4 protein-coding genes are annotated in these 5,702 nt (G+C 57.8%); 3 read left to right on the top strand and 1 reads right to left on the bottom strand.

Annotated elements, in window-relative coordinates:
- The first annotated feature begins 646 nt into the window (after positions 1 to 646).
- Positions 647 to 1,255: a DUF3455 domain-containing protein gene (locus BG61_RS44920; RefSeq protein WP_306434256.1), complete on the top strand. Its 609-nt coding sequence runs from the start codon at positions 647 to 649 to the stop codon at positions 1,253 to 1,255.
- Between the two features lie 738 nt (positions 1,256 to 1,993).
- On the opposite strand, the gene BG61_RS37455 is transcribed toward BG61_RS44920, so the two are convergent.
- On the bottom strand, positions 1,994 to 3,013 hold the full coding sequence (locus BG61_RS37455; protein WP_035938228.1) for an IS110 family RNA-guided transposase: 1,020 nt from the start codon (positions 3,011 to 3,013) through the stop codon (positions 1,994 to 1,996).
- Between the two features lie 1,170 nt (positions 3,014 to 4,183).
- Here BG61_RS37455 and BG61_RS37450 point away from each other — a divergent pair.
- Positions 4,184 to 4,639, top strand: a complete 456-nt coding sequence (locus BG61_RS37450; RefSeq protein ID WP_051673084.1) for a hypothetical protein — start codon at positions 4,184 to 4,186, stop codon at positions 4,637 to 4,639.
- 385 nt (positions 4,640 to 5,024) lie between these two features.
- Positions 5,025 to 5,207 (top strand): lipid-binding SYLF domain-containing protein, encoded by a 183-nt coding sequence (locus tag BG61_RS44545; RefSeq protein WP_232256398.1) that lies wholly within the window; start codon positions 5,025 to 5,027, stop codon positions 5,205 to 5,207.
- The last annotated feature ends 495 nt before the right edge of the window (positions 5,208 to 5,702 follow it).

The raw sequence follows: 5,702 nt of genomic DNA, 5'->3' as shown, positions 1-5,702 counted from the left end.
GACGAAGCACAGGCTTCCATTGCGACGCTGCATGAGGACAGTCGCTCGGCCCATCGCATAAATGCTTCGCGTCACAGCACGCGCCGTTGGAGTATCGCGCCGTGGCGGCGAGCACGCAGATCGCAAACACATTCTTTACCGGATCGATGCCGACGGTAGTAAGCTGGTCCATGACTTCCCCTCCTGTTCAGATTGACGGCTGACACCTCAATTCTGGCACTCGATGCCGTGCGACTTCAACGCCGCTTCAGGTTGGCGAGGTCCCTCACATTTGAAAAACTCCGTCACTAGGACTTTAGCGAAGTTTTTGGGGGACCTCTTACCCCTAACCGATGCCCACGAGCCGCTTGTGGAGCGACCTGAGAGGTCGATTTTTTCACGAGCCGGTTCTACTGCGAGAGAAAAGGAGTTTTTCAACACTGTCGGCCATCTGGGGTCCTTCGATTCAACTCTCAGACGGACATTCGAGTGTCGGATCCGCACAGCTAACGGACCTTCGCGCGCCGATCCTGTTCGGCGCGTCGTTGGCCTTTGCCGAAATTCGCACCGCGGCAAATATGAGTTAGCTATTGAGCGAATTCCGGACATTCGCATATGCACTGGGGCCAAAGTCCTCCGTTCTGAATGGCTGAACGGTATCTGACGCATGGGATTTGCGGATACCCCAACTATCGAGTTCAAGGCCGATGTCTCTGGTCGGCAACCGCTCCGCGTCGTGCTTCATCTCTTAAAGGTGAAAACCATGTTCAGGAATCTTTTGCAATCAGGCTTTGCGACCGTCGTTGTATCGATACTGGGGGCGTGCGCGGCTGCGCCTGCAGGTCCTGCCAGTTCGTCCATCGACCCGCCTCAGGCCGATCGCGTGATGACGTTGGTAGCGTCTGGCGTGCAGACTTATTCATGTGAGTTCGACGCGCAACGTCATCTGGGTTGGGTGTTCAGGAGCCCACAAGCGACGCTGTTCGATTCGAGGGGCCACGCCGCGGTCTGGCACGTGGCCGGGCCGTCCTGGGGAGCAGAAGACGGAAGCCGGATTGTAGGGCGTGTGCTTACACAGCGTCCCAGCGAAACGCTGGCGAGCATACCTCAACTGTTGCTCGAAACTCGTAGCACGTCTGGCATCGGCACGCTATCGGTTGTCAGGTATGTGCAGCGAGTGCATACCGTTGGAGGGTTGATGCCGACCGCACCGTGTTCGACGGAACACGAACTCGGTAGCTCGCCCTATGTTGCGGATTACGTTTTCTATCGGTAGTAGGTGGCATGCGGTTTTTGCGTTGCCGTTTTCCTCCAACCGAAGGGAAATTTGCTCTCTAGCGCGCTTCGCGTATCAGAATCGTTGCCGGATGCCTATGTACCGCCGTATGGGCACAGCGAAGTAACGGTGCGGCTGGTGTGCTGGTCAACTGAGGCCACAACGAGCACTTTCATAAACCCCACGGAACAGACCACCCAAGGGCTTGACTTCCAATGCCCCATAGAAGTGTGTTGCATCCACCGGTTGAATCCGCACGGGACAACGGACCTTCGGGCGCCGATCATGTCAGTCGCTTCGTCGGCCATTCCGTTCGCTAGTGCCTCTCAAAAGCAGCTTGAACGGTAACGTACACAGGCAGATCTCTGAAGCGGAGGCGTCCGCGCCCGCCACTTCTTGCGCGGATTGTCGGCGCTAGGTCCCATCTATTGGACTTGGATGATTGCTGCTCGTTTCCCGTCCAAAGATAATTTATATGAACGCCCCCGATGCGCCAGGTTTTCTTGCGTGTTGATTCGACAGGATAGGTTGCAGCTTTATATGCGGCCTCATTGCAGCCTCATTCGCTGCGGGCCCCGATGAAATCCGCTGACTCGCTCCTCATTTGTCGCACGAGCTTCGCGCTCAAATTAGCTTTCAGGCTTAGCGAGTTCAGGTCCGACCTGTCTGTCATCACGCTCGATTGCCAACGCAACCTGTCGACGTCATCGTGCAATCTTCAAACTTCTTTGCGTCCCATCAAGCCATCTTTAAAGTCACGTAGCTTTGATCGTACGGCCTGTCATGCGCGAGGATTGCCCAGATTGTTCGAGCGATCTTGTTTGCTAGTGCAACAGCGACCACATTCGACGGTCGTCGCTTCTGCAACTGCGCGGCCCACGTTCCGGTATGTTTCCCATGGAAGAGCACACTGCGCGCGCCGTGGATCAGTAGCGTGCGCACATACGTGTCGCCGCGCCGGCTGATGCCCAGTAGCTGAACCCTGCCTCCGGTGCCGATCTGCTTGGGAACTAGGCCGAGCCAGGCAGCGAATTCCCGTCCTGAACTGAATGCCTTCGCGTCGCCCATGGTGGCAACAGTGGCCGTAGCTGTCAGCAGACCTACACCAGGGATCGCGGCAATTGCCCGGCAGGCCCTGTCTTCCTTCATCCAGGCCTGCAGGCGCCGTTCGATGTCCGCGATTTGGCTGTCAAGCCGCTCGAGATCGCTCCATAGCTCGCGCAAGGAGTCGATCAGCATTGCGGGCAACCTTTCTGCGAGCCTCGCCAGCACGCTCGGAATTGCCTTGTCCAGTGCAGCTCGACGTTTGGCCATCACCTCGCCGTATTCGGCCAGCAGACCGCGCAGGCTGTTCATCTCCGCGGTGCGAAACTTGATCTTCTGTTGCCGCAACCGGTGCAGCGCCAGTATGGCTTGCTGCGCTTCGGTCTTCACGGCGACGGCCTTGCTCGGCATCTGCGTGGCCATCCAGATCGCGCGAGCATCTGCAGGATCGTTTTTGTTTCCAATGTTAAACGCCTTCACGAACTTCGCTGGCATCAGCTTGACCTGATGGCCCATCTCGATCAGTCGTCGGGCCCAGTGCTGCGAACCTCCACAGGCCTCCATGCCTATCAGGCAGGGTTCGCGATTTGCAAAATGCTCGAGGAACGCGGCCCGTTTCAGTTGCCTGTTCACAATCTCACCCGTGCCGGCGTCCACCCAGTGAAGCTGGAATACGTTCTTCGCAATATCCACCCCTACGGTCGTATACTTCATTTGGACCCTCCGGTTTGCCTGTGAAGACTTCAATGATCTTCCATCTGGGCACTTGATGCCGTCGGCCCGCGAGGGTCCGCCTCCGTTCAGCATCCCTCACCAGGTAGGCGGGGGCGTTCATTCCATTTGGCGCGATTGGGAGGCAGGACGAAGAGAGTTCCTCAAAGCTCTTTTTAGTCGTGAAACACCTCGCGCCCGCGCGTTTCAGTAAAGAGTCGATCGAAGTGCGGGCCTGTGGCCGAATATCTTTGCGACATTGAATGCGCGGGTGAACGCGATCGAGACGCGATAAGAATCGCTGTCCCGACCCAGCTATTCCGCACGGAGTTGTATGCATTGGATTAAGACATATTTAGATTTCCGAATCTCTATGAGACGTACATTGATCTGAGAGAGCGCGCCGCTCGACCGATCTGCGCCTAGTTATCGATTGATTCGATACGGCGCGGCGAATGTTCTTGTAGCTATGGCGTAAGCGGCCTATAACGCAAGTGCAGGGCAGATCTTATTGGCCAGTCGGCCTACAAGCATACGTCACCCAGTGCCGTATTGGTACGCTATCCTGCCCCGCCGGGTATCACCCTCGCCTTATCTTCCTAGCAGTCATCTAACTAGTTCGGGCGTCGGGCGCACAGCCTGCCGTTGTCCGACTATTGATGGGTCTGGTCGCGAAGACGCCACCGCCAGACCGTGAACGCCTTTTGCCAGCGGACAGCGTAATCAACGAGTAGCCGAGGCTCCTCGTCAGCCACTTGCGCTTGAGCTTGGGAGTTAGCATGAAATCACAAATGTTAGTGGCAGCGAGCACCGTTTGCTTGTTGGCGGTCCCAGGAATTGCGCGCACTAAAACCACGCAGCAAGAGACGCAGCCAACGACTCGGCCAGCGTTGGAAAAGAGCGCGGGACCGCCCCCACCAACGGATCGTGATTCGGGCTACGGCGGCGTGCCTGCATCAACAAGCGTGGCAGCACGCGGACATCGTCAAGGCACTTGCAAAGCCGCCCCGAATTGCGACGCAATTTTTGGACAACAGATGCATGCGTCCGGCGGGCGGTGGCGGCGTCGAAAACCGCCCACCGGCGTGACAATCGGTTGCGGCGGTCCCTTGACCGATGCAATCGTCCCTGACCGTCGAGTGTGCGAACGATGTCACCATTAGAGGTAGCACAATGAAACGCTCAAATAGAGTCGCATGGTTGCTCATCGCGACGCTGACGACTCTCACGCTCGTGACCTTTGACCAAGTCACGTTGGCGGCCACCGGGAGCGATAGTCCTGATGCCATTCAGGTGGAGAGTGCAGTGATGCGCGCTGCTCCAGCACCACATGAACAGGAAACGGCTATCGCGAATTCACCGCTCACGTTGTTTGTTCAACCCCCCGGTGGCACCACGCTCCGGCTCACCTACAATCCAGACGACGGTTGGGAATTGGATAGCCGCGACGCCAGTCTCAAGCCGACCGAAGCGCGCATTAGGCCGGCGGTTGCGTCACAACAGAAGGAGGACGCTATTGCAAACCATCCTCTAACGGTATTCATCGACGGTCCGACCGGCTATACGTACGTCTGGATACGCGACCAGGGTTGGAAGTTTGTTGGCCGGATCACTGACCGTATTAAATAGCGCCGCGCGAAGCGAGCACCTCAGCGCGCAGTGTGTCGACGCAACGCCGGGTCGTGGCACGCGAGCGGACATCTAACGCCGCTGAACTTGCTTGCGGCTCGTACTGGTGCTCGTTTGACCCATGTCAAATGAGGTGAGGTCAAGGCGATCAATGATGCGATCACGCAAATAAAGTAATTCTGAGTCAGGCCCGTCACCCATGCAATCGTCCAGTGGTTTTCTAGCCTGTTGACAATCGATGACGACATGAGGGTAAACCAATGAACAAGCGTCTCCTATGGTTTTCGATGGCACCGGCGCTGTTGTTCGCGGGTAGCTCCGTCGCACAACACCCGATGCTGGACAAAATAGCTGACAAGGTCGTTCAAAAGCCCCTGACGGAAGGGTGCTGGGATACTACAACGCATCCGCATTTTCCTATGGTCTGCAGGCAGGCGCGCAGGCCTTCTCCCAAGCAATGTTCTTCATAAACGATAACGCTATTAAAGATCTCGACGATGCCGATGGTTTGTCGGTCGGCATGGGACCAAGCGTTGTGGTCGCGGATGAGGGGTCGCAAAGTCAATGACCACAACCACGCTGCAATCGGATGTGTATGCGTTCATCTTCGGACAGGCGGGTCTGACGGCAGGCCTCGCTCTGCAGGGCCAGAAGATCACGAAGCTGAGCCGTTGAAACAAGGTCACGGCACTCGTGGCCCGCATCGGTGCTGCTATGCCACTGCGCGTTGGCCTCATCCATTGAGCGGCGGCTAGGGTCACCGCTCGGAGGGGCCGACTGCGTCCGTGAAGGCGGCTGGCGCAGTGAAAACTTGGATCTCCGGCGCAGAGTGCGCCGGCCCCAGCCGGGCGGCGGTGAGCGCACCATCGTGCAAAAGCCCGTGAACGGACTGGCCTACCGAGCGCTAGATGACGCGGGTAGGCCCAAGCCCTCGGTCGTGAGCCACGACGGCCGGGAACTGGCCGGCCGAAGGTGACTCACGGATGTCCGTTGGACCTTGGAAGCCGCCGTGACTTGGCGCGGGATCGAACGGCGCTTGAGGGTCGAAGTTTGACCACTCCCC

Source organism: Caballeronia glathei (assembly GCF_000698595.1).
Classification (GTDB): Bacteria; Pseudomonadota; Gammaproteobacteria; order Burkholderiales; family Burkholderiaceae; genus Caballeronia; species Caballeronia glathei.
This window is presented reverse-complemented; position numbering and strand designations above follow the sequence as displayed.